1 protein-coding gene is annotated in these 1037 nt (G+C 44.6%); it reads left to right on the top strand.

What is annotated here, in order from left to right; all coding sequences use genetic code 11:
• Nucleotides 1–911, top strand: a 911-nt coding sequence (locus DWZ60_RS18555) for an IS200/IS605 family element transposase accessory protein TnpB (protein ID WP_119222186.1), incomplete at its 5' end; no start/stop codon positions are given.
• Nucleotides 912–1037 lie beyond the last annotated feature (126 nt).

Raw genomic sequence — 1037 nt, 5'->3', positions numbered from 1 at the left:
AAGATGCGGCCTTTTTAAAACTGTACGATGGCCATGACTGGAAATGGTTTGCTGTGCGGCTGAAACATACGGATATGGAATATTTAAGAAAACACTGGTCGGGCAAAAAAGCTTCGGCACCAATGTTGGAGAAAAAGCACGACAAATATTTTCTGCGTTTTACGTATGCGGAAGAGGTAGCTTTAAACCGGACACCCGTCAAAGAACAAACGATCTGCAGTGTGGATCTCGGCATCAATACGGATGCAGTCTGTACCATCATGCGTCCAGACGGAACTATCCTGGGGAGAAAGTTTATTAACTTTCCCAGTGACAAAGACCGGATGTACCGTGTGCTGGGACGGATCCGAAGATTTCAGAGAGAGCATGGATCCCGCCAGGTGCAGGGAAGATGGGCATATGCAAAACGTCTGAATACAGAACTTGGTAAAAAGATTGCCAGGGAAATCGTTTTCTATGCATCAGAAAATAGGGCAGATGTGATTGTTTTCGAATATCTGGAGATGAAAGGAAAACTTTCCGGGAAGAAAAAGCAGAAACTGCAGATGTGGAGAAAACGGGATATCCAGAAACGATGCGGACAGCAGGCACATAGAAAAGGAATACGGATTTCCCGAATCTGTGCATGGAATACGAGCAGGCTTGCGTTTGACGGATCTGGAAAAATTGACCGTGATATACAGGATCACCGTCTGTGTACCTTTCAGAATGGAAAGAGATATAATTGTGATTTATCTGCATCGTACAATATTGGAGCAAGATATTTTATCCGTGAAATTTTAAAACCCTTACCGGCAACGGAAAGGTCTTTGCTGGAGGCAAAAGTTCCTGCAGTAAAGCGTAGAACCTCATGTGTTTATGCGGATTTGAGAGACTTAATTTCAGAAATGGAACTGCAAAAAGCAGCATAAACACAGGCAGATATACCGTGGACTACCTGTTATGTGGAGACCTGCCGTATCCGGCATGGAAGAAGCGCGTATCCGCGCAAGATCTAAGAAACAGGCGTATCCGCCGATATTTTGTCTGCCGCCTAA

It is taken from the genome of Blautia sp. AF34-10 (assembly GCF_003477865.1).
Classification (GTDB): Bacteria; Bacillota; Clostridia; order Lachnospirales; family Lachnospiraceae; genus Fusicatenibacter; species Fusicatenibacter saccharivorans.
This window is presented reverse-complemented; position numbering and strand designations above follow the sequence as displayed.